The organism is Citrobacter sp. LUTT5, from assembly GCF_009905315.1.
Lineage (GTDB): Bacteria > Pseudomonadota > Gammaproteobacteria > Enterobacterales > Enterobacteriaceae > Citrobacter > Citrobacter freundii.
Window position 1 is genome coordinate 814,820 of the sequence record NZ_CP047606.1, and the last position, 20,467, is coordinate 835,286.

General features: G+C 51.9%; 24 protein-coding genes. 7 read left to right on the forward strand and 17 right to left on the reverse strand.

The genetic code is table 11. The annotated features are described in order from the left end of the window. From GUC46_RS03860 to mutY, 4 genes are all read right to left on the reverse strand, one after another. Window positions 1-1,257, reverse strand: a complete 1,257-nt coding sequence (locus GUC46_RS03860; RefSeq protein WP_003027130.1) for a nucleoside permease — start codon at window positions 1,255-1,257, stop codon at window positions 1-3. 211 nt (window positions 1,258-1,468) lie between these two features. Next, on the reverse strand, window positions 1,469-2,554 hold the full coding sequence (mltC, locus tag GUC46_RS03865) for a membrane-bound lytic murein transglycosylase MltC (RefSeq protein WP_049001609.1): 1,086 nt from the start codon (window positions 2,552-2,554) through the stop codon (window positions 1,469-1,471). Between the two features lie 86 nt (window positions 2,555-2,640). Further along, window positions 2,641-2,910, reverse strand: a complete 270-nt coding sequence (locus GUC46_RS03870) for an oxidative damage protection protein (protein WP_003027126.1) — start codon at window positions 2,908-2,910, stop codon at window positions 2,641-2,643. 27 nt (window positions 2,911-2,937) lie between these two features. Further along, complete coding sequence (gene mutY, locus GUC46_RS03875; protein WP_003846351.1) at window positions 2,938-3,990, reverse strand: A/G-specific adenine glycosylase; 1,053 nt, start codon at window positions 3,988-3,990, stop codon at window positions 2,938-2,940. A gap of 160 nt (window positions 3,991-4,150) precedes the next feature. On the opposite strand from mutY, the gene trmB reads away from it, so the two are divergent. The 5 genes from trmB to GUC46_RS03900 all read left to right on the forward strand — a co-directional run bounded on the left by trmB (window position 4,151) and on the right by GUC46_RS03900 (window position 8,324). Then, a complete protein-coding gene (gene trmB, locus GUC46_RS03880) occupies window positions 4,151-4,870 on the forward strand; it encodes a tRNA (guanosine(46)-N7)-methyltransferase TrmB (protein WP_003027117.1) in 720 nt (239 codons plus the stop codon). Beyond that, window positions 4,870-5,196, forward strand: coding sequence for a YggL family protein (locus tag GUC46_RS03885; RefSeq protein WP_003027115.1), 327 nt, complete (start codon window positions 4,870-4,872; stop codon window positions 5,194-5,196). Before trmB ends, GUC46_RS03885 begins: the two co-directional genes overlap by 1 nt. A 49-nt stretch (window positions 5,197-5,245) precedes the next feature. Further along, entirely contained in the window at window positions 5,246-5,965 is a 720-nt protein-coding gene (locus GUC46_RS03890; RefSeq protein ID WP_003838208.1) for a DUF2884 domain-containing protein, read from the forward strand. A gap of 188 nt (window positions 5,966-6,153) precedes the next feature. Next, the gene (gene ansB, locus GUC46_RS03895; RefSeq protein ID WP_044713806.1) at window positions 6,154-7,200 is read left to right on the forward strand and encodes an L-asparaginase 2; all 1,047 of its coding nucleotides are present in this window, start codon (window positions 6,154-6,156) and stop codon (window positions 7,198-7,200) included. 116 nt (window positions 7,201-7,316) lie between these two features. Continuing rightward, complete coding sequence (locus GUC46_RS03900; RefSeq protein ID WP_130715132.1) at window positions 7,317-8,324, forward strand: DUF1202 family protein; 1,008 nt, start codon at window positions 7,317-7,319, stop codon at window positions 8,322-8,324. Between the two features lie 62 nt (window positions 8,325-8,386). Here GUC46_RS03900 and hemW read toward each other — a convergent pair whose 3' ends face one another. The 5 genes from hemW to GUC46_RS03925 are packed head-to-tail and all read right to left on the reverse strand — an operon-like array spanning window position 8,387 to window position 11,693. Next, window positions 8,387-9,523: a radical SAM family heme chaperone HemW gene (hemW, locus tag GUC46_RS03905; RefSeq protein ID WP_130715133.1), complete on the reverse strand. Its 1,137-nt coding sequence runs from the start codon at window positions 9,521-9,523 to the stop codon at window positions 8,387-8,389. Next, a complete protein-coding gene (locus GUC46_RS03910) occupies window positions 9,516-10,109 on the reverse strand; it encodes an XTP/dITP diphosphatase (protein WP_003027104.1) in 594 nt (197 codons plus the stop codon). The genes hemW and GUC46_RS03910 overlap by 8 nt, the downstream gene beginning before the upstream one ends. 7 nt (window positions 10,110-10,116) lie before the next feature. Beyond that, window positions 10,117-10,407: a DUF167 family protein YggU gene (yggU, locus tag GUC46_RS03915; protein WP_003027101.1), complete on the reverse strand. Its 291-nt coding sequence runs from the start codon at window positions 10,405-10,407 to the stop codon at window positions 10,117-10,119. Beyond that, window positions 10,404-10,970: a YggT family protein gene (locus GUC46_RS03920; RefSeq protein ID WP_003027097.1), complete on the reverse strand. Its 567-nt coding sequence runs from the start codon at window positions 10,968-10,970 to the stop codon at window positions 10,404-10,406. Before GUC46_RS03920 ends, yggU begins: the two co-directional genes overlap by 4 nt. An 18-nt stretch (window positions 10,971-10,988) precedes the next feature. Further along, window positions 10,989-11,693 carry a YggS family pyridoxal phosphate-dependent enzyme gene (locus GUC46_RS03925; RefSeq protein WP_049015284.1) on the reverse strand — a complete coding sequence of 235 codons (705 nt, stop codon included), beginning with the start codon at window positions 11,691-11,693 and terminating at the stop codon, window positions 10,989-10,991. Window positions 11,694-11,710: 17 nt separating this feature from the next. Between GUC46_RS03925 and GUC46_RS03930 the strand changes: the two genes are divergently transcribed. Then, the gene (locus GUC46_RS03930) at window positions 11,711-12,691 is read left to right on the forward strand and encodes a type IV pilus twitching motility protein PilT (RefSeq protein WP_003027090.1); all 981 of its coding nucleotides are present in this window, start codon (window positions 11,711-11,713) and stop codon (window positions 12,689-12,691) included. Here GUC46_RS03930 and ruvX read toward each other — a convergent pair. The 8 genes from ruvX to metK all read right to left on the reverse strand — a co-directional run bounded on the left by ruvX (window position 12,688) and on the right by metK (window position 19,877). Continuing rightward, window positions 12,688-13,104: a Holliday junction resolvase RuvX gene (gene ruvX, locus GUC46_RS03935; protein ID WP_003027087.1), complete on the reverse strand. Its 417-nt coding sequence runs from the start codon at window positions 13,102-13,104 to the stop codon at window positions 12,688-12,690. The two genes, GUC46_RS03930 and ruvX, sit on opposite strands and share 4 nt — an antisense overlap. Next, on the reverse strand, window positions 13,104-13,667 hold the full coding sequence (locus GUC46_RS03940) for a YqgE/AlgH family protein (RefSeq protein WP_003027086.1): 564 nt from the start codon (window positions 13,665-13,667) through the stop codon (window positions 13,104-13,106). Before GUC46_RS03940 ends, ruvX begins: the two co-directional genes overlap by 1 nt. A gap of 111 nt (window positions 13,668-13,778) precedes the next feature. Continuing rightward, window positions 13,779-14,726: a glutathione synthase gene (gene gshB, locus GUC46_RS03945; protein ID WP_003027083.1), complete on the reverse strand. Its 948-nt coding sequence runs from the start codon at window positions 14,724-14,726 to the stop codon at window positions 13,779-13,781. 19 nt (window positions 14,727-14,745) lie between these two features. Next, window positions 14,746-15,477, reverse strand: a complete 732-nt coding sequence (gene rsmE, locus GUC46_RS03950; RefSeq protein WP_003027080.1) for a 16S rRNA (uracil(1498)-N(3))-methyltransferase — start codon at window positions 15,475-15,477, stop codon at window positions 14,746-14,748. A gap of 74 nt (window positions 15,478-15,551) precedes the next feature. Beyond that, window positions 15,552-16,259, reverse strand: coding sequence for a deoxyribonuclease I (gene endA / locus GUC46_RS03955; protein WP_016150969.1), 708 nt, complete (start codon window positions 16,257-16,259; stop codon window positions 15,552-15,554). A gap of 94 nt (window positions 16,260-16,353) precedes the next feature. Next, window positions 16,354-16,851 (reverse strand): SprT family zinc-dependent metalloprotease, encoded by a 498-nt coding sequence (locus GUC46_RS03960; protein ID WP_160179786.1) that lies wholly within the window; start codon window positions 16,849-16,851, stop codon window positions 16,354-16,356. Window positions 16,852-16,928: 77 nt separating this feature from the next. Next, the gene (gene galP, locus GUC46_RS03965; protein WP_003027074.1) at window positions 16,929-18,323 is read right to left on the reverse strand and encodes a galactose/proton symporter; all 1,395 of its coding nucleotides are present in this window, start codon (window positions 18,321-18,323) and stop codon (window positions 16,929-16,931) included. A 399-nt stretch (window positions 18,324-18,722) separates the two neighbouring features. Then, on the reverse strand, window positions 18,723-19,877 hold the full coding sequence (gene metK / locus GUC46_RS03970) for a methionine adenosyltransferase (protein ID WP_003027071.1): 1,155 nt from the start codon (window positions 19,875-19,877) through the stop codon (window positions 18,723-18,725). Between the two features lie 418 nt (window positions 19,878-20,295). On the opposite strand from metK, the gene GUC46_RS24195 reads away from it, so the two are divergent. Then, entirely contained in the window at window positions 20,296-20,433 is a 138-nt protein-coding gene (locus GUC46_RS24195; RefSeq protein WP_269147429.1) for a hypothetical protein, read from the forward strand. Window positions 20,434-20,467: the final 34 nt, after the last annotated feature.

Below are 20,467 nucleotides of genomic sequence, written 5' to 3' on the forward strand. Positions count from 1 at the left end.
TTAGTGCGCGATAGTTTGGGTGCCTGCCGGAACGCGTACGTGTTTATATTTAAACAGCGCCACGAAGGCAAAAGCCAGAACCAGCGAGTAACCTGCGAAGATCAGCCACACGGTCTGCCAGTCGGTAATACCGTTCAGCGTATAGTGTTCAACTACTTTACCGCTCACCAGTCCGCCCAGAATACAACCGAAGCCGTTGGTCATCATCAGGAACATACCCTGTGCGCTAGCGCGGATTTCAGGGCGAACTTCTTTCTCCACGAATACCGAGCCAGAGATGTTGAAGAAGTCGAAGGCGCAGCCGTAAACAATCATCGACAGAACCAGCAGCACGGTACCGAACGGTGTCGGATCGCCGTAGGCAAACAGGCCGAAACGCAGCATCCACGCCACAATACTGATAAGCATTACATTCTTAATACCGTAACGGCTCAAGAAGAACGGGATGGTCAGGATAAACAGCGTCTCGGAAATCTGCGAGATCGACATCATCACCGAGGCGTGTTCAACGATGAAGCTGCCGGAGAACAGCGGGTTGTTATCGAAGCTGTGCAGGAAGGTATTACCGAACATATTGGTAATCTGCAGCTCCGCGCCCAGCATCATTGAGAAGATGAAGAAAATCGCCATGCGCTTGTTTTTAAACAGCGCGAAAGCATCCAGGCCCAGCATGGACGACCAGCTCTGGTTTTTCTGCTGGTTAGCCACCGGAATATGCGGCAGCGTCAGCGTGAACAGCGCCAAAACAACGGACAGCGTTGCACCGATATACAGCTGCATATGACTCAGCTCGAAGCCGGAGAAGCTCACGCCCCACATCGCCATGATAAAGCCGATAGTGCCCCAGATACGGATTGGCGGGAAGTCCGTTACGATATCCATCCCGGCTGACTGCAGGCGATAGTAAGAAATGGTGTTGATTAACCCCAGCGTTGGCATATAGGCCAAAGAGTTAAGCAAGATCACAAAGAACATCGCGCCTGGGGTGGTGACTTCGGCTGCGGCGAACAGCGTTGCTGCACCGACCAGGTGACAAATGGCGTACACCCATTTCGCACTGATCCATTTGTCGGCCACGATCCCTAACAGCGTAGGCATAAACACGGCGGCGATCCCCAGCGAGCTATACACTGCGCCAATGGATGCACCATCGAATTTTAGGGTGACAAACATATAGGAGCCGAGGGTAGTGAGCCAACTACCCCATAAGCAGAACTGCAGAAACGAGAGCACTTTCAGCTGCAGCTTAAGATTCATGTTAATTTCCTCACACCGTAATGCGGATGAATGTTTTAAAAGGCACATTTGCCGGGGCTTGATGATGTGATTCTATCAACGAGGGACACTCTTTTTTTGTTACCTGTGACAAATATTTGCAAACAATTTCTGATTGCAAAGCAAAAGAGTGATGGAGTTAACACTTTACCCTCTTCCGGGCCCCGTTTACCGGGGCAGAAGAGGGGATATATTAGCGGCGTCGATATGATTTTTGTGCGGAATTGACCTTGTAAAGGTATCGGCGTGATTCAGCCGACGGATGTCGGGTAGTCAGCGTTTGATAAACGTCCCCCGGGGTCATGCTGTTGATAATATTCGCGGCCTGGATTTTATCGTTCGAGAAAACGCGCAGCACGCTGCCCGCACCGCCGTTATATGCCGTGATCACCGCGTAGCGACGGGACGTTGGATTATCAATGCCGCCTAAATAGACATTGTTGAGCATAGCCAGATAGGCGGTACCTGTATCAATGTTGCTGGCCGGGTCAAACAGGAAGCTACGGCTCGGTGTGCCGGAGCGCCCTTGCGAGCGAAACACATCTTTCCCGGCGCTGTGCTGTACCACCTGCATCAGTCCCAGCGCATCGGCATGGCTGACCGCATATGGGTTAAATGAGGATTCGGTTTGCATGATGGCCAGAATCAGCGACTCATCGACGCCATACTTACGCGAAGCCTGACGCACCATGCCGACGTATTTATGCGCGCGCTTATCAAGGTGGTTCGGTACCAGGTTGATCGTCACGCTATAGATGATGCGAATACCATTGCTGCGGCTTTTCAGGCGTGTTTTCAGCAGATAGTCAGCGAAATTGGTGGCACGCCCCTCCCAACGAATGGGCTGGCCGGTATTATCGACCACCTGCCCGTACAGGAACGGCTCTTTGGAAATCTTAATGTCGTCGACATCGGAATAGAGATCGATAGAACCCGGATCATCGCCCATCAGCAATGTCTTGATAATCGCCCTACGCAGGTGTCCGGCGGGATCTGTCCCGGCAATGGTCTCGACGGTTATCGTACCGTCATCAAAGTTGATATGGCTGCGGGTTTGATACTGATCGGTATACTTTACGTAGTCCTTTGGACCCGCAATCAGCACTTCCTTAAATCCCCACAAATTCTCAATGTTATGGGCAAATTGCCCCATCAGAATATCAAAACCGTTGGTATCCTTGACCCAGGCTTCGTTATAGGAATCGCCTTTTTTGGTCGAACTGGAACAGGAGATGAGCAACGGCGCAATAACGGCAAGCGCGAGAAATTTTTTCATCATTCCGGGAGTGCGTGTTGTGTTTGTTATTTGCAAGGACCAGAGTAAATCGTAGGCCGGATAAGCGCAGCGCCATCCGGCAACGGTTCTTAAGACTCTGGTGTATAGCCTTCAATATGCACGTCTTTGCCTTCAAACAGGAAGTTGATCATCTCCTGCTCAAGCAGTTTACGATGCTCAACGTTCATCATATTGAGCTTCTTCTCGTTAATCAGCATGGTTTGCTTATGCTGCCATTGCGCCCATGCTTCTTTAGAAATCTCGTTGTAGATGCGTTTCCCCAGATCGCCCGGGTACAGCTGAAAATCCTGGCCTTCTGCTTCGCGTTGCAGGAAAGTGCAAAAAATCGTTCTGCTCATAAAAAATCCTCTCTATCGACCGGTACGTTAAACGTGTGTACCGGCACGTAATTGCTGTAACAAACGCTCCACGGGAGCCGCCAGTCCGACCGACGGCGGTTGCGCTAAGTTATACCAGAGCGCGTTGCCTTCATCCATGCATGAGCCGAATGAAGACACAGGAAGCCACATAGGCACAATGTCTAAGTGGAAATGGCTAAAGGTATGGCGAAACGCATTAAGTTGGGTCAGATTATCTGCGTTAATTTGCCGTTGCGCCAGCCAGTTGCGCAGTCCATCTTCGTCGTCAAACTGTGGAAAACAGTATAAACCACCCCATAAGCCGCTGGGCGGTCGCTGTGCGAGTAGCACTTCGTCATCATGCTGCATCAGTAAAAAATAGCCCGTTCGTTCTGGCAGCGTTTGCTTGGGTTTTTTACCCGGGTACAACGCCCAGCTTGCATTGGCGCTGGCCACACAGCCATTTTCCAACGGACACAGCGAACATTTAGGTTTTGAGCGCGTACAGACCATGGCGCCTAAATCCATCATCGCCTGATTAAAACGCTCAACGCCGTGGGCGGGCGTCACCTGCTCGCTCAACTCCCACAGCTTCTTTTCGACCTCTTTTTTACCCGGCCAGCCGTTTACAGCATAACAGCGAGCCAGCACGCGTTTGACGTTACCGTCGAGAATCGGAAAATGCTGACCCAGAGAGAGGGAAAGGATCGCGCCTGCGGTTGAGCGACCGACGCCAGGTAGGGCGGCCACCTCATCAAAAGTTTGCGGAAATATACCGCTATGTAGCGTGACAACCTGCTGCGCGGCTTTATGCAGATTACGCGCTCGGGCGTAATAACCCAGCCCGGTCCACAAATGCAGAACCTCATCCAGCGGCGCATGGGCTAAATCCGTTACCGTTGGGAAGCGCGCCATAAAGCGCTCAAAATAAGGGATAACGGTCGCAACCTGAGTTTGTTGCAGCATTACCTCAGAGAGCCATACTTTGTAAGGCGTCTTATCAATTTGCCAGGGCAGCGTTTTCCGCCCGTATTTGTCGTACCAGCTCAAAACCTGAGCCGAGAATTGAGACGCTTGCATGATTACCGTTTCATTATTGCCGGGGGCAAGATTGCAGCACAGCGGCAACGGGGTGTAAACCGGAACTTTCCGCTGCTCACTTTCTTCCTTTACTTGCATCCGGCAACTAACTTTGGATAATGCCCGTTTTCAGAACTCAAACACAGCAGACTAAACTTTTATGAAGAACGACGTCATTTCACCGGAATTTGATGAAAACGGCCGCCCTCTGCGCCGGATTCGTAGTTTTGTTCGTCGCCAGGGGCGACTGACGAAAGGGCAGGAGCACGCGCTGGAAAACTACTGGCCGGTGATGGGCGTTGAGTTCAGCGAAGAGCCTGTAAATTTCGCAGAACTGTTTGGCCGTGATGCGCCAGTCACGCTGGAAATCGGTTTTGGTATGGGAGCGTCGCTGGTCGCAATGGCAAAAGCGCGTCCGGAACAGAATTTCCTTGGCATTGAGGTTCACTCGCCGGGCGTTGGTGCGTGTCTGGCTTCAGCCCATGAAGAGGGTGTCGAGAACCTGCGCGTCATGTGCCATGATGCCGTTGAAGTCCTGCATAAAATGATTCCTGACAATTCTTTATCTATGGTTCAACTGTTTTTCCCTGACCCGTGGCATAAAGCACGTCATAATAAACGCCGTATCGTTCAGGTACCGTTTGCTGAGCATATCTTAAGTAAGCTGAAGCTGGGCGGCGTATTCCACATGGCAACCGACTGGGAAGCTTATGCGGAACATATGCTGGAAGTGATGTCCTCCATTGACGGGTATAAAAACCAGTCCGAGAGTAACGATTATGTACCGCGCCCACAATCGCGCCCGGTAACCAAATTTGAACAACGTGGTCATCGTCTTGGCCACGGCGTATGGGACTTAATGTTCGAGAGGGTGAAATAATGGCAAAGAACCGTAGCCGTCGTCTGCGTAAAAAGATGCACATCGAAGAATTCCAGGAAGTAGGATTTTCAGTTGCATGGCGTTTCCCGGAGGGTACATCTGGAGAGCAGGTCGATCAAATCGTTGATGACTTTATCAATGAAGTTATCGAACCGAACAAGCTGGCTTTTGACGGCAGCGGCTATCTGGCCTGGGAAGGTCTGATCTGTCTGCAGGAAATTGGCAAATGCACCGAAGAACACCAGGCAATCGTGCGTAAGTGGCTGGAAGAGCACAAACTAGAAGAAGTGCGTACCAGCGAACTTTTCGATATTTGGTGGGACTAAGTAGCACAGGGTCGGCAAATGCCGGCCCGATTTGTCTTGAGGGAAAGATATGATGCGCAAAACGCTGCTGGCGGCAGTCCTAACGTTCACGGCGATGGCCGCACATGCAGATTACCAGTGCAGCGTCACCCCGCGTGACGATGTGATTTTGAGCCCACAAACGGTGCAAGTGAAGGGTGAGAACGGCGACCTGATTATTACCCAGGCCGGCGATGTCACCTTCAACGGTAAACAGTACAGCCTGAACGCCGCACAGCGTGAGCAGGCCAAAGATTATCAGGCGGCGTTGCGTAGCAGCCTGCCGTGGATTGACGAAGGTGCCAGAGCGCGCGTAGAGAAAGGTCGCGTGGCGCTGGATAAAATCATCGCCAAAGAGGTCGGTGAAAGCAGCAACATGCGTGGCCGCTTAACCAAGCTGGATGCGCAATTGAAAGAGCAGATGAACCGTATCATCGAGCATCGAACTGATGGCCTGACCTTCCATTATAAGGCGATTGATCAAGTCCGCGCGGACGGACAACAGCTGGTGAATCAGGCGATGGGCGGTATTTTGCAGGACAGCATCAACGAAATGGGTGCCAAAGCCGTACTCAAAGGCGGTGGTAATCCGTTGCAGGGCGTGCTCGGTAGCCTTGGTGGCTTGCAAACCTCAATTCAAAACGAATGGAAGAATCAGGAACAAGACTTCCAACAGTTTGGCAAAGATGTTTGTGCCCGCGTCGTGACGCTGGAAAACGATCGTAAAACGCTGGTTAGCACTCTGAAATAATCTTCACCCCTTTTTAACGGCGCAGAAACATTCTGTGCCGTTTTATTTTGTATATTTCTGTTTTTTTGATATCCATCTCTAAGAATGACAATTTGATGGAGATATAAATCTGGTTAATTGGAACTCGTCACATTATTCATCTGTAGGATAGACATAATGCTGCAAATTCAAGTAACTGGAGAAATAACATGGAGTTTTTCAAGAGAACGGCACTTGCCGCACTGGTTATGGGTTTCAGCGGCGCGGCGCTTGCACTGCCAAACATCACCATTTTAGCGACCGGTGGGACGATTGCCGGCGGTGGTGATTCCGCGACAAAATCTAACTACACGGCAGGCAAGGTTGGCGTAGAAAATCTGGTTGAGGCCGTACCTCAGTTGAAAGATATCGCTGTCGTTAAAGGCGAGCAGGTGGTGAACATCGGCTCCCAGGATATGAATGACGAAGTCTGGTTAACGCTGGCCAAAAAGATTAATACCGAGTGTGATAAAACCGACGGCTTCGTGGTGACACATGGTACGGATACCATGGAAGAAACCGCCTATTTCCTCGACCTGACCGTCAAGTGCAACAAGCCGGTCGTGCTGGTCGGCGCCATGCGTCCATCTACGGGTATGAGTGCTGATGGCCCGTTCAACCTGTATAACGCAGTGGTAACTGCCGCAGACAAAGCCTCTGCCAACCGCGGAGTGCTGGTGGTGATGAACGACACCGTTATGGATGGTCGCGACGTGACTAAAACCAACACTACCGACGTTGCTACCTTCAAATCCGTTAACTACGGCCCGTTGGGTTACATTCATAACGGTAAAATCGACTACCAGCGTACGCCTGCGCGTAAGCACACCACGTCTACTCCGTTCGATGTTTCTAAGCTGACCGAGTTGCCGAAAGTTGGGATTGTTTACAACTATGCTAACGCCTCCGATCTGCCGGCAAAAGCACTGGTAGATGCGGGTTACGCAGGGATCGTTAGTGCAGGTGTAGGTAACGGTAACTTGTATAAAACCATTTTCGATACGCTGGCAACCGCCGCGCATAAAGGTACCGTTGTGGTGCGTTCATCTCGTGTACCAACGGGTGCCACCACGCAGGATGCAGAAGTTGATGATGCAAAATACGGGTTTGTGGCTTCAGGTTCCCTGAACCCGCAAAAAGCACGTGTTCTGCTGCAGCTTGCGCTGACTCAAACCAAGGATCCTAAACAGATCCAGGAAATGTTTAATCAGTATTAATCACTCCGGCCCCGGTCATTTGGCCGGGGTTCGTTTCTGTACACGCATTGTAATTCCCACGCAATAATGCTCCTTGTTATAATAACTGTTGTTATTATTTGGGTGGAGCCCCACGAATGAAAAAACAATGGACTGCTGGAATTGTACTCCTGGCAATGTTATCAACATATTGCCTTGCTAATGACGTTACTCCTCCGACTGACAAGATCCTTAAAGACCAATTTTATGCCGACTTTACGGGACTGATGAAGCTAGATGATATTTCGTTAAAGTTGATTAGCGCAGAAGGAAACCAGGCAACGTGGTCGGCAGAAGGTGATATGTCCGCTACTGAAGATCTCTATAGCATGGTCGGGATGGCGGGCGACTATAAATTTATGGAAAAAAACTGGGTTAAAGGTCATCAGGTTAAATTTTCTGCCATGGTGACATCTGTTGGTACACCTGCTTCAGGGTGGCGGACTGAGTTTTTTTCCATGCAAACAGCGGCTAAAAATATCGGTTATCCATTGTCAAAAACGGAAAATAAAGATCAGTACCTCGTGATTACCGACAGCAATTTCTACCCAAAGTTGGCCAGGATAGAGGCCTGCTATCACGATAAAAAAATTGCTCAGGAAAAAGCTCAGAGCCAGATAGATAAAGTGGAAAAACAGATTGCTGACTTGGATACGCAAATTAAGCAATCATGGGGTAAGGATGCAAACGGCAATCCCCGTACCCGCAGCGATGTTATGCAAGAAAAGTTGCAGCAAATGTACGAGATCGACAGGCAAAACGATCCGCTGAAATTCGAGAATTATTACTATAAAACCGTATACGACCCCGCGCTTGCTTCCTGCCAGGCCAAACCAGAATGTGATGCTGCGCCGTTACGCGCTGCGCGTGATACTGCGCTTAATGAACAGAAGCGAGAATATTACCGTCAGCACGCACTTATGAATGCAAAAATCAAAGAAGAGATGGCAGCGCAAGATGAAAAGCTGAAACCGCTTTATGACCAGCAAAGTGAGCTGCGTGGTCAGGGAATGGCGCTGGATACGCAGATCAATCAATTAAAAAGCGAGTATGAGCGCTGGGATAGAGAGATTACTGATTTACGGCGCAAAGGTATTATCAAATAAATTTCGAGTTCGGTAGCGTTAGCGCTACCGAACTTGATTTAAAACGCCATGTTCACCAGCCATTACTCCGCCAGAAACAGCTCCAACAGAGAGTTCAAAAACAGCTTACCGTGTTGAGTAATCTGCCAGTATTCATCGCATTCACTCAGGTAGCCCTGGGAAATAGCCTCATCGATCTGTCGACGAATAACGTCCTCGGTAAGCCCGGTATATTGTCTGAACTCCGCGCGAGGCGCGGCCTCAAGCAACCGGAAACGGTTCATAAAGAACTCGAACGGCTTATCGGCTTCGGCGACATCACGCTGGCTTTCGAGATAACGCCCTTGCATGTAGCCACGCGGATGCCGCGTTTTGGTGGTACGCAGAATGCGCCCGTCCGGGAACGTAATTTTGCCATGCGCGCCGCAGCCAATACCGAGATAGTCGCCAAAACGCCAGTAATTAAGGTTGTGCTGACACTGATAGCCCGGCTTTGCATAGGCTGAGGTTTCGTACTGTTGATACCCGGCGGCGGTCAGCAACTGGTGGCCTTGCTCAAAAATATCCCACAGCGCATCATCGTCTGGTAAAACAGGCGGACGGGAACCGAACAGCGTGTTGGGTTCGATGGTCAACTGATACCAGGAAAGATGCGGTGGATTGAGCGCGATGGCCTGCTGTAAATCGCCCAGCGCCTCTTCCAGCGTCTGATCTGGCAAACCATGCATCAGGTCGAGGTTAAAGCTGCGTAGCCCCAGACCGCTCGCCAGGTGTGCTGCTCGTTTGGCTTCTTCCGGCCCGTGAATACGTCCCAGACGCTCGAGTTTGGCGGAGCTAAAGCTCTGTACGCCAATTGAGATACGGTTTACGCCAGCGCGTTGATAATCAACAAAGCGATCGGCTTCCACCGTCCCGGGATTCGCCTCCATTGTGATTTCTGCATCTGCGGCCAGATTCAGCCGTGCACGCACGCCGTCGAGCAGCGTTTGTATTGCCGGGCCAGAAAGCAGGCTCGGCGTACCACCACCGATAAAAATTGTCTTTACTTCGCGCCCCTGGGCGTGGGCCACCTCAGTATCCAGATCGCTCAGCAGGTGCTGAACATAGTCGTCATGAGGAACCTCGCCCTTAAGCGCATGCGAGTTAAAGTCGCAGTACGGGCATTTCTGCACGCACCAGGGGATGTGAATATAAAGACTTAGCGGCGGAAGGTTAACCATTACGCAGGGCATCCAGCAGCAGCTTCAGTGCCTGTCCGCGGTGAGAAATCGCACTTTTTTCTTCGCGGGTCAGCTCAGCAGCTGTTTTTCCTTCGGACGGCACAAAAAAGATTGGGTCGTAACCAAAACCACCGTTTCCGGCCGGTTCACGGGTAATCACGCCCGGCCAGCTTCCGTGGCACACTAAAGGCGTGGGATCGTCCGCATGGCGCATATACACCAGCACACAGTGGAATTGCGCCTGACGCTGGTCATCCGGGACATCCCGCAGGGTGTGCAGCAGTTTTTCCAGGTTCTGCTGATCGGTCGCATCTTCGCCGGAATAGCGGGCTGAATAGATACCCGGCGCGCCGCCAAGGGCATTTACTGCCAGGCCGGAGTCATCAGCAATGGCTGGCAAACCCGTAATTTGCGCGGCATGACGCGCCTTCAGAATGGCGTTCTCAATAAACGTCAGCCCGGTCTCTTCTGCAGAATCAACACCCAGATCCGTTTGGGCAACAACATCAAGACCGAAATCACTCAGAAGAGAGGCGAGTTCACGCACTTTACCGGCATTGCCGGTCGCGAGGACAACTTTTTGCATGGGATACCTAATCAGTTAGCGCCGCAATTTCGGGCGGGATCTGTTGCGGATGAATAATTTTAACCTGTTTGTGACGACCAAGCTCGCCCTTCTCAATAACGACCTGGCTTTTCGCTACGCGGAACTGTTTGCCGAGAAACTTCACCAGATGGCTGTTGGCTTGTCCATCGACCGGCGGGGCGGTAATGGCGACTTTAACTTCGTCGCCATGTAAACCCACAATACTGTCACGGCTGGCTTTCGGCTGAATATAGAGCCGTAAAACCAGACCGTCGTCGCAGGGTGTAACGGCACTCATAGCGCCATCCACAGCCCCGGCAGCAGTATGTTGCCTGTCGCCTGTAACACTTCTGCGATACCCATGTTAATGACATAGAGCAGCAGAACCAGAATCATTGGGGAGAAATCGATCCCGCCCATGCCTGGAAGTATGCGACGGATAGGACGCAACAGCGGATCCGCCAGTTGAATCAGCACGTACTCCACCGGACTGCGACCCTGGCTGACCCAGCTCATAATCGCCATTACCAGCAGCACCCAGAAAATCAGCAGCCCAATGGTCTTCAGGACAATCAGCACGGCGGCGATCCAGATGATCGGCTGGAACGTGACCACCTTAAATAGCACGATGGCTTTGATAAAGCTGAGAACGAGCGCGACTAATGCTGATGCGCTGTCAATGGGCCCCATTGGCGGAATAATACGGCGTAACGGCCCAATAATGGGCTGAGTGATTTTCACAATAAACTGCGAGAACGGGTTGTAGAAATCGCAGCGAGACCATTGCATCCACACGCGCAGCAGCAGCGCCATGGTATACAGCTCAATTACCGTTGAGAGCAGGAAGGTCAACGTATTCATGGTGTTCCTTAATTTTCCTTATTTTTTAGTGTAATCACGAGCACCAAAAATGGCAGTGCCGATGCGCACCATCGTGCTACCCGCCGCGATAGCGGCATCCATATCATCAGACATCCCCAGCGAGAGCGTATCGATATTTGGATAGCGTGTTTTCAACCCGGCAAATGCTACAGCCATTTGCTGTGCAACTTCAAACTGCCTTACATAATCTGACTCAGGAGCGGGAATAGCCATCAAACCACGCAGGGTAATGCGCGGCAGCGCATCGACTTCAGCGGCCAGGGCATCAAGCTCTGCCAGCGGAATCCCTGACTTACTGTTCTCATCGCTGATATTAATCTGGATCAGCACATTCAGCGGCTGCAGGTCTGCCGGGCGCTGTTCGCTCAGACGGGCAGCGATACGTAGACGGTCGATCGTATGGCACCAGTCAAAGTGCTCGGCGACCAGACGACTTTTGTTGGACTGCAGCGGGCCGATAAAGTGCCACTGCAGATCGTTGACGCCTTTTTCCTGAAAGTAGCGGATTTTATCCACCCCTTCCTGGACATAGTTTTCACCGAAGGCACGCTGCCCTGCGGTAATGGCTTCTTCGATGGCGCTCGCAGGTTTGGTTTTGCTGACTGCAAGCAACATAACTTCTTCTGAAGACCGCCCGCAACGCGTCGCGGCGGCTGAGATTTTGTCCCGGACATGTGCCAGGTTATGCGCGATATCGTTCATTTTCCGAGGATGTTCATATGAATATGGAAGAAATAGTGGCCCTTAGTGTAAAGCATAACGTGTCGGATCTACACCTGTGCAATGCATGGCCTGCGCGTTGGCGCAGACATGGAAAAGTCGAAAGCGCACCGTTTACTGCGCCTGACGTAGAGAATCTGCTGATGTGCTGGCTCAGTGAGCAACAACAGGTACAGTTGCAGGAGCAAGGGCAGATTGATTTTGCCGTTACCCTGACGGACTCCCGGCGGCTGCGCGCCAGCGCATTTGTCCATCTGCAGGGAACCTCGCTGGCGCTAAGACTGCTACCGCTGGATTGTCCTCATTTAGACGATCTTCAGCCTCCCGCGGTCATACCTGAACTGCTTCACAGTGAAAACGGGTTGATTCTGGTGACAGGCGCTACCGGCAGTGGTAAATCTACGACCCTGGCGGCGATGGTGGAGTATCTTAATCAGCATATTGAGGGGCACATTCTGACGCTGGAAGATCCTATTGAATATCGCTACACCAGCCGACGTTGTCTGATTCAACAGCGGGAGGTGGGCGCACATTGCGCCTCTTTCGCCACCGGTTTGCGCGGTGCGCTACGAGAAGATCCCGACGTTATTTTGCTGGGCGAGCTGCGCGACGTGGAAACCATTCGGCTGGCATTAACGGCGGCGGAGACCGGACATCTGGTGCTGGCAACGTTACATACGCGAGGTGCGGCACAGGCCATCGCGCGGCTGGTGGATTCCTTTGCAGCAACAGAGAAAGATCCTGTGCGTAACCAACTGGCAGATAGCCTGCGGGCGGTTCTTTCGCAAAAACTGGAGGAGGATAAGCAGGGGGGACGCGTGGCGCTATTCGAACTGCTCGTCAACACGCCCGCCGTGGGCAATTTGATCCGCGAAGGGAAAACGCATCAGCTACCCGGCGTGATTCAAACCGGGCAGCAGACAGGTATGCAGACGTTTGCACAAAGTTTACAGCAGCGACAGGCGCAGGGGCGGCTTTAATAGCCCTGCTCGAAATAGCTTTCCAGGATAATAACGGCAGAAGCGGAGTCCACTTTGCCTTTATTCAACGCCCGGTAACCGCCTTGCTCAAACAGGCCTGAGCGGGCTTCGACGGTGCTCAAACGTTCATCGTGCAGCGTTACGGTTACGCCAAAGCGACCATGAATGCGGTTAGCGAATTTACGTGCGCGCGCGGTAAGGGGCTGTTCGGTGCCATCCATGTTGAGCGGCAGGCCGACAATGATTTCATCCGGTTGCCACTCTTTCAACAGGCGTTCAATCAAATTCCAGTCTGGCGTACCGTCCTGTGCTTTGATGGCGGGCAATGGCCTGGCCGTACCGGTAATGCGCTGACCCACGGCGACGCCGATACTTTTCGTACCAAAATCAAAAGAGAGTAATGTTCCGTTCATCATGCGTGTCCCGCCACGCCGGGCATGGTCTGAATATCTATCCCGATAAGCTTCGCCGCATCGCGCCAGCGGTCGGCAATCGGCGTTTTGAATAAGATGTTGAGATCGGCAGGGGCCGTAAGCCAGGCGTTATCCAGTAACTCTTGTTCCAGTTGGCCCTTTTCCCATGATGAATAGCCTAATGCCACCAGCACCTCGGATGGTTGCTCCTGCGTGCCCAGAGTTTCTAATACATCGCGGGAGGTTGTGATGATGGTGTTATCAGAAATGCGAATACTGGATGCAAAGCGCGACGGTGGGGTATGAAGTATAAATCCACGGTCTTCTGCCAGCGGGCCGCCGAGCATCACGGGCTTATCCAGACGAATGGCCGGATCGCGTTCTTCTGGAGTAATCTTCAGCTTTTCCAGAATCCCTTCAATTTGTAAGTTTTCCAGAGGCTTATTGACGATAATCCCCATTGCTCCGTTCTCATTGTGTTCGCAGATATACACCACGGAACGGCGGAAAATTGGATCCTGGAGAGCAGGCATGGCAATTAGAAAGTGATGCTGTAAATTCATTGTCAGAGGTTCTGTTTCCTGGTTCAAAAAAGCAACAGCGCCCAGTATGCGTACAAACAGGAGCGCTGTCACTATTAGTATTGGTAGGGTCCCTTCTACCGGCGAGTTCTTTTATTTTTGCAGGCGCGCTTCAATAGCATCCATTAGCATACCGGTAATCGAAACCGGGAACTCCGCTTCAATTTCACGAATACAGGTTGGGCTGGTGACGTTAATTTCCGTCAGACGATCGCCAATGATATCCAGACCGACAAAAATCAAACCTTTCGCTTTCAGCGTTGGCCCAATGCGACGGGCAATTTCCCAGTCACTGTCGGTTAATGGACGCGGCTCGCCACGACCACCTGCGGCCAGGTTGCCACGGGTTTCGCCGCCCTGCGGAATACGCGCCAGGCAGTAAGGAACGGGTTCGCCATCGACCACCAGCACGCGTTTATCGCCGTCTTTAATGGCTGGCAGATAGTTCTGCGCCATGCAGTAGCGGGTACCGTGCTCGGTCAGCGTTTCCGCAATAACGCCAAGGTTCGGATCGCCTTCCTTCACGCGGAAAATAGAGGCCCCGCCCATGCCGTCCAGCGGCTTAAGTATGATGTCGCTGTGTTTTTGCCAGAAGGCTTTCAGCTGCGCTTTATTACGCGTGACCAGCGTTTCCGGCGTCAGATCGGCAAACCATGCGGTGAACAACTTTTCGTTGCAGTCGCGCAGGCTCTGCGGTTTGTTGACGATCAGCGTTCCTTTCTCTTCTGCACGTTCCAGAATATAGGTCGCGTAGATGAACTCGGTATCAAACGGCGGATCCTTACGCATCAGAATAACGTCCAGGTCTGCCAGCGGGAGATCCTGCTCGCTCTTGAACTCATACCATTTGTCGTAGTTCTGCTCTACGCTCAGGGTACGCGTATGGGCGCGGGCTTCGCCGTTGATCAGATAAAGATCGGCCATCTCCATATAATGAATTTCGTAACCGCGGCGTTGCGCTTCCAGCAGCATTGCGAAGCTGGAATCTTTCTTGATGTTGATGCTTGCGATGGGATCCATCACGATGCCGAGCTTGATCATGTTCTTCTCCGTTTATGCCTTAGCCCAGATCGCCAAAACGCACCTGAAGCGCGGTAATGGCGGTGAGCGCAGTTGTCTCAGTACGCAGAACGCGAGGTCCTAACAGAATATCAGTAAACTGATACCGTGCGGTCATGGCAATTTCATCTGCCGACAACCCACCTTCCGGGCCAATCAGCAAGCGGATACGCTCCACCGGGAGCGGCAGCGTGTTAATGCTGGCGCTGGCGCGAGGATGCAGATTGAGCTTCAGTCCTTCGTCCTGTTCTGCGCACCATGCTTCCAGATCCATTGCCGGGCGAATTTCAGGCACCCGATTACGACCGCACTGTTCGCAGGCGGCAATAGCGATTTTCTGCCACTGCTGGAGCTTCTTGTTCAGGCGTTCATTGTCCAGTTTAACGCCGCAACGCTCAGAAAAAAGTGGCGTAATGAGGCTTACACCCAGTTCAATCGATTTCTGGATAGTAAATTCCATTTTTTCACCGCGCGACATTACCTGGCCCAGGTGGATATGCAACGGTGATTCCCGATCGTCGAGTTCAGCGTTAAGCACCTTCACTTCCACACTTTTCTTACTGGCGTGGGTAATTTCGGCGTCGAATACCTGATTGCTGCCATCAAACAGCTGTAGCGGCTGGCCTGGACCCATACGTAGTACACGGCCGATATGGTTGGCAGCATCTTCACACAGTGAAATTTGGCTACCGGAAGCGAGTGGCTCTGGGTGATAAATGCGAGGAATGCGCATAGTTAAACATCCGCGTCATGGCCCTGGGCTGCAACAGGCCAGGGCATGGTTAAAAATATTGCCGCTAGTGTAGGTTAGCTCTTTTGCGCCTGGCAAGCGCGTTGCACATAGGGGTTATGATTCCCCTGTACCTTCGCGATGCGTTCGTCGCGCTCACACTCCCAGTCGGTGACCGGATACTGCTTATTCCAGGCATTAAAAAGCTGGGTTTGCTGGCGAGAGAGCGTCAGGTTGTATTGGTCGCGCATATAAAAATAGGTACGCGCGATGGCGCCACGGGCGCGGGCAGGCGGCTCGGCAACTTTCTCTTTGAAATCAACCTTCATCGCGCACTGTCCATACTGGCCTTCGCCACCGTTCCACTGGCTGTACATGAAGTTAGCGCGATCGCCATTCACTTCACCTACCGCAGGCTGCAGGTTATGCATATCGCTTTCCATTTTGCGATAGACCGGATCTTTAGCGCAGTTTTTACGCCCTCCGTCCTGCCAGCACTGGCGCTGATGACCAAACTGCCAGGCGGGGACAACGTGCTCCCATTCAATTCGACTGGCGCGGTTTTCGTTTTTTCGCACTTTATAGCCGCAGGATTCGAGGTCCACGACCCCTTTTTTGCCTTGCCAGTTAATTTTACAACCGCAGTAGAAATCGCCTGGCGCATCGGCGTTAACTTTGACGCCCGCCGCTTTTGCCTGAGAAAAACTGTTGATGCCTTCGGCTAAAGCCGGGCCTGAAAATGCTGCGGCTAACAGGGCCGCAGCAAAAGAAAAATTACGGTACATCACGAACTCCGTGTCAAAACGAGCCCGCAACGTAGCGAAAGTCATTCCTGTATGCAATCAGTTAGATCAGAAAAGTTCCTGATAATTCTGAAGATTATTCTGCAATCAGTGGTTCGCCGCAGTGAACGCAGCGGTAGGTGGCTTCGCCGCGTATCACGCGGTTATGGCGGCGTACGGTCAATTGGTGTTCCTGACACTTGCAGCGGTAAGTAAAGGTCTTACGCTGCACGGATTGCAGCTCGAGCTGATGCGTGCGTCGGGCTGGTACGTCAAGTACGCTCTCCATCATCCATTTCCACTCTTTGCCGTGCGGCGGCACGCGGCCAAAGTATTTCCACACCAGTAAATGCGCCAGTTCATGGGGCACCACTTCGTTAACGAACGCGTCAACGTTCTCCATCAGCAGGACGGGATTAAGGCGAATTTCATAGGTTTGTAGCCACGCGGTACCCGCGGCGGTTCCGCGCTGTTGGTAAACCAGCTTTGGCTCCGGGTAATTGCGTTCGAGCTTGAGGTTGGCCTGAGCGAGCTTTTCCCGCAGGCTGCGCATAACGGCTTGCTGGATGGCGATAGGGAGACGGGAGGTTTTCATAGCGCCAGAGGATAGTGCGACAGGGAAGGGACTGCAAGAGGAAGGCTTCCTCCCGCGGGGGAGGAAGCTTTTCGTGATTAGTCGTGTGCGCCAATTTCGCGCAGTTTACGACCTTTCATCAGGTTACGTTCAATGTGTTCCAGAGAGACATTTTTAGTTTCAGGTATCAGCCACAGGGTCAGGAAGATGAACAGGACGTTCAAACCACCGTAGACCCAGAAAGTATTGGCGCTGCCCAGCGAGTTCAGCATCGTCAGGAAGGTTGCACCGACGATCATATTGGCAATCCAGTTGGTTGCGGTAGAGCAGGTGATACCGAAATCGCGGCCTTTCAGCGGTTGGATTTCAGAGCACAGAACCCAAATCAGCGGACCGGCGCTCATGGCAAAGCCAACGATAAACATCAGCAGCATCAGTACAGCGAAGTATTGCGCGGCCGCCGAGTGAATACCCACGTGCATCATCGTACCCAGCACGCCCATACCGACGGCCATGACGATAAAGCCGAGGATCAGCGTAGGCTTGCGGCCCCAACGGTCAACCAGGCCAATGGCGATAAAGGTTGCCAGCACGTTGGTCAGACCGACGATAACAGTCCCCCACATCTGCTCGGTGGTGTTGGTGTAGCCCGCCAGCTCAAAGATTTTCGGTGCGTAATACATAATGACGTTCATCCCGGTGAACTGCTGCATCACCTGTAACAGGACGCCAAGGAATACCGCGCGGCGGAAGTTGCTGTTTTCTTTAAACAGCGCCCAGCCGCTCTGCTTCACCTGCAGACTTTCACGAATTTCATCCAGCTCGCGTTTGGCTTCTGCGCTGGTATCACGCAAACGCAACAGAACACGTTCAGCATCGACAAAACGACGTTTAGCAGCAAACCAGCGTGGGCTGTCCGGCAGGAAGATAACGCCAACCAGCAGCAGCAGGGCAGGGATGATGATCACGCCCAGCATCCAGCGCCATGCGCCGCTGTAGCTAAACGCCGTATCGGAAAGATACGCACCCAAAATACCGATGGTGATCATCAACTGATACATAGAGATCATGCTGCCACGAATTTTTTCCGGGGCAATTTCAGACAGGTAAAGCGGCGCGGTATAAGACGCAACGCCTACCGCAAGGCCGAGCAGCACGCGGGAAACCAACAGCACTTCAACGTTTGGTGCCGCGGCGGAGAACAGTGAACCGGCAACAAACAGGATTGCGCCGATCATCAAACTCTTTTTACGCCCCAGTTTGAAGGAGAGCCAACCGCTGCCGACTGCACCCACGGCAGCACCAAACATCATCGAACTCACCACCCATTCCTGAGTGTGGGGGGTAATTTGGAACTCATCGGTGATGAAGGGTAAAGCACCGGCAATAACACCGATATCCAGGCCAAAAAGTAATCCAGCCAGGGCTGCAAGAAAGCAGACAAAAAATGTCATGGCTTTGTTGGAACGCCCCGTTTTTTTATTGTCAGGCATGATGCCCTCCGGTTGGGTAGCTAGTTTTGTTGATGTTAAGGGTAGGTGAGTACGGGGTAAAAAAATGAGAATCACATCACATTAGTGTAATCGGTTACACTGGCATTCACATGGATTATCAGTTATTTCATTGAAAAATAACGCTATTCATTTAGCGTGAATAAAGTTAATTGTCTGAATTTAAGATAATGCTGAAATATAATGTAACACTGATGCAATCATAGGGGCGAAGAGAAGTTAATTCAGTTTGGGTTGAGGTACTGTGATATGTAATCGCTTTCATTTGTTGTTTACAACAAGGGAGGTTAGCGTAGCTTTGGCTATGGGGTACGGAAGAGAAAAGGACATAAAAAAGACCAGCGCGAGGCTGGTCTTCATAAGCGTTGAACCGTGAGGGAATTACTTCAGACCGGCAGCTTCACGCAGCAGAGCGGCTTTGTCGGTTTTTTCCCATGGGAAATGTTCGCGACCAAAGTGACCGTAAGCAGCGGTTTCTTTGTAAATCGGGTGCAGCAGATCCAGCATCTGAATCAGGCCATACGGGCGCAGGTCGAAGAACTCGCGCACCAGCAGGGTCAGTTGCTCAGAAGGCACTTTTTCAGTACCGAACGTTTCCACCATGATAGAGGTCGGTTCAGCCACGCCGATTGCGTAGGAAACCTGAATCTCACAACGGTCAGCCAGACCAGCGGCAACAATGTTTTTCGCGACGTAACGGGCTGCATAGGCTGCGGAACGGTCAACTTTAGACGGATCCTTACCAGAGAATGCACCGCCGCCGTGACGCGCCATGCCGCCGTAGGTATCAACGATGATTTTACGACCTGTCAGTCCACAGTCGCCCATTGGACCGCCGATTACGAAACGACCGGTTGGGTTGATGAAGAACTTGGTCGAAGCAGTCAGCCATTCAGTCGGCAGTACCGGCTTGATGATCTCTTCCATAACGGCTTCTTGCAGCGATTTCTGATCGATGTCTTCAGAGTGCTGAGTCGACAGAACAACCGCATCAATACCGACGATTTTGCCGTCGTCATACTGGAAGGTAACCTGGCTTTTTGCATCCGGACGCAGCCAGGATAAAGTGCCGTTTTTACGCACTTCAGCCTGACGCTGCACCAGACGGTGAGCATAGGTAATTGGAGCTGGCATCAGCACGTCGGTTTCGTTGGTTGCATAACCAAACATCAGACCCTGGTCGCCTGCGCCCTGTTCCAGCGGATCGGCGCGGTCAACACCCTGGTTGATGTCCGGAGACTGTTTACCAATCGCGCTCAGTACCGCACAAGAGTTGGCGTCAAAGCCCATGTCGGAATGCACATAGCCAATTTCGCGAACCGTATTACGGGTGATCTCTTCGATATCAACCCATGCGCTGGTGGTGATCTCACCGCCAACTAAAACCATACCGGTTTTGACGTAGGTTTCGCAGGCAACGCGTGCTTTCGGATCCTGCTCGAGGATTGCGTCCAGTACGGCGTCAGAGATTTGGTCAGCGATTTTGTCAGGATGCCCTTCTGATACGGACTCGGACGTAAAAAGGTGTTTTGCCATATTTAATTTCACCTAAGGAGAATTTGGTTAGCTCAAACTGTCGAGTGGAATAGCCATGTGTAGAAGATTCTACCATGAGTCTGCAGATGACGGACACTGGCAGTCTGAGTGTTAATCGGTATAGATGGATTAACATCTGGACGGCTATTTTAGGACAGTTCTTCGCCTGATTTCCAGCTTTTTTTGATTGAGGTCGCATTGTACTGAAAATGTAACTGGAAATTTTTCCTGACGGTGCTGGCAATGCGCGCATTTATCTTTTGCTTTTTGACTTCCTTATGGGTATAAAACGCGGCGCGCGGCTCATACAAAAGCACACGACGTTTTCATCGTGTTGCCACTTCCAGCCGGGTTAAGACTTTAGCTTTGGCTTGTGGGTTCGTTCCGTCAGGAGCAACCGTGGAGGTGATACGAGATAATGAACCGTTGTATTCTGCTGAATCTGTCGCACCGTTCTGGTGTACATATGTTCCCCGCAATCTGCATCTTGCATACCTGCCGATGTTATACCCATCTCGGCGCTTCTCAGGACTCCAGGGCCGGTAACGGTCACTAAGAACTGAACAAGGGCGCTCTTGGTAAACAAGAGT

Bases quoted from the DNA above. Each gene is read 5' to 3' on its own strand.
- mltC (WP_049001609.1), bottom strand. From the start codon at position 2,554: ATGATGAAAAAATTTCTCGCGCTTGCCGTTATTGCGCCGTTGCTCATC.
- rsmE (WP_003027080.1), bottom strand. From the start codon at position 15,477: ATGCGCATTCCTCGCATTTATCACCCAGAGCCACTCGCTTCCGGTAGC.
- GUC46_RS03940 (WP_003027086.1), bottom strand. From the start codon at position 13,667: ATGAATTTACAGCATCACTTTCTAATTGCCATGCCTGCTCTCCAGGAT.
- GUC46_RS24195 (WP_269147429.1), top strand. From the start codon at position 20,296: ATGAACCGTTGTATTCTGCTGAATCTGTCGCACCGTTCTGGTGTACAT.
- GUC46_RS03860 (WP_003027130.1), bottom strand. From the start codon at position 1,257: ATGAATCTTAAGCTGCAGCTGAAAGTGCTCTCGTTTCTGCAGTTCTGC.
- yggU (WP_003027101.1), bottom strand. From the start codon at position 10,407: ATGAGTGCCGTTACACCCTGCGACGACGGTCTGGTTTTACGGCTCTAT.
- metK (WP_003027071.1), bottom strand. From the start codon at position 19,877: ATGGCAAAACACCTTTTTACGTCCGAGTCCGTATCAGAAGGGCATCCT.
- GUC46_RS03920 (WP_003027097.1), bottom strand. From the start codon at position 10,970: ATGAATACGTTGACCTTCCTGCTCTCAACGGTAATTGAGCTGTATACC.
- GUC46_RS03890 (WP_003838208.1), top strand. From the start codon at position 5,246: ATGATGCGCAAAACGCTGCTGGCGGCAGTCCTAACGTTCACGGCGATG.
- hemW (WP_130715133.1), bottom strand. From the start codon at position 9,523: ATGGTTAACCTTCCGCCGCTAAGTCTTTATATTCACATCCCCTGGTGC.
- GUC46_RS03870 (WP_003027126.1), bottom strand. From the start codon at position 2,910: ATGAGCAGAACGATTTTTTGCACTTTCCTGCAACGCGAAGCAGAAGGC.
- GUC46_RS03930 (WP_003027090.1), top strand. From the start codon at position 11,711: ATGAATATGGAAGAAATAGTGGCCCTTAGTGTAAAGCATAACGTGTCG.
- GUC46_RS03885 (WP_003027115.1), top strand. From the start codon at position 4,870: ATGGCAAAGAACCGTAGCCGTCGTCTGCGTAAAAAGATGCACATCGAA.
- GUC46_RS03960 (WP_160179786.1), bottom strand. From the start codon at position 16,851: ATGAAAACCTCCCGTCTCCCTATCGCCATCCAGCAAGCCGTTATGCGC.
- GUC46_RS03925 (WP_049015284.1), bottom strand. From the start codon at position 11,693: ATGAACGATATCGCGCATAACCTGGCACATGTCCGGGACAAAATCTCA.
- GUC46_RS03900 (WP_130715132.1), top strand. From the start codon at position 7,317: ATGAAAAAACAATGGACTGCTGGAATTGTACTCCTGGCAATGTTATCA.
- galP (WP_003027074.1), bottom strand. From the start codon at position 18,323: ATGCCTGACAATAAAAAAACGGGGCGTTCCAACAAAGCCATGACATTT.
- gshB (WP_003027083.1), bottom strand. From the start codon at position 14,726: ATGATCAAGCTCGGCATCGTGATGGATCCCATCGCAAGCATCAACATC.
- endA (WP_016150969.1), bottom strand. From the start codon at position 16,259: ATGTACCGTAATTTTTCTTTTGCTGCGGCCCTGTTAGCCGCAGCATTT.
- ansB (WP_044713806.1), top strand. From the start codon at position 6,154: ATGGAGTTTTTCAAGAGAACGGCACTTGCCGCACTGGTTATGGGTTTC.
- mutY (WP_003846351.1), bottom strand. From the start codon at position 3,990: ATGCAAGCGTCTCAATTCTCGGCTCAGGTTTTGAGCTGGTACGACAAA.
- GUC46_RS03910 (WP_003027104.1), bottom strand. From the start codon at position 10,109: ATGCAAAAAGTTGTCCTCGCGACCGGCAATGCCGGTAAAGTGCGTGAA.
- ruvX (WP_003027087.1), bottom strand. From the start codon at position 13,104: ATGAACGGAACATTACTCTCTTTTGATTTTGGTACGAAAAGTATCGGC.
- trmB (WP_003027117.1), top strand. From the start codon at position 4,151: ATGAAGAACGACGTCATTTCACCGGAATTTGATGAAAACGGCCGCCCT.